The sequence below is a fragment of the Acinetobacter portensis genome (assembly GCF_009372215.1).
In the GTDB taxonomy this organism is placed as follows: Bacteria; Pseudomonadota; Gammaproteobacteria; order Pseudomonadales; family Moraxellaceae; genus Acinetobacter; species Acinetobacter portensis.
This window is the reverse complement of record NZ_LWRV01000014.1, coordinates 1-526: the sequence shown is the minus strand read 5'-3', so window position 1 is coordinate 526 and position 526 is coordinate 1. Positions and strand designations below refer to the sequence as shown.

The 526-nt window shown below is 22.4% G+C and carries 1 protein-coding gene; it reads left to right on the top strand.

What is annotated here, in order from left to right:
- The first annotated feature begins 239 nt into the window (after positions 1-239).
- The gene (locus tag A6M14_RS00855; RefSeq protein WP_152872887.1) at positions 240-524 is read left to right on the top strand and encodes a metallophosphoesterase family protein; all 285 of its coding nucleotides are present in this window, start codon (positions 240-242) and stop codon (positions 522-524) included.
- Positions 525-526: the final 2 nt, after the last annotated feature.

Here is a 526-nt window from a genome sequence, read left to right as displayed (position 1 = left end):
TTGATTTATGACGGAAGTCTAGTCTTTTCATTACCCCAATTTCAAACAATTCATTTTTCATTTTGAAAACATCTAAAATGATTTCTTATTTAGGCATATTTAAGACACACAATAATATTTATAAATATATACTTCACAATAAATCAAAAATAAATATTATTTATTAAATTTCATAACATTATATTGACCAAATAAAAAATTCGATCTAAATTAGATCAACCTTCTAATTATATTCGATAATGATTAAAATCCTTCATATTTCTGACTTACATATACACTCAAATTATGATCAAGAAAAAGTATTAGATAATTTTCTAGATGATATAAAATATCAAGGTAATATTGATTTAGTCGTTTGTTCAGGAGATATTTTTGCAAAAGGTAATTACAATAAAGAAATCGTAGAATATGCTCAGAATTTTTTTAAAAGAATAAAGGAAATTCATAATAATACAGAGATCATTATATGTGCAGGAAATCATGATATCAATTTAAAAGCAAGAGATAATAGACTTCCTTCATAAAT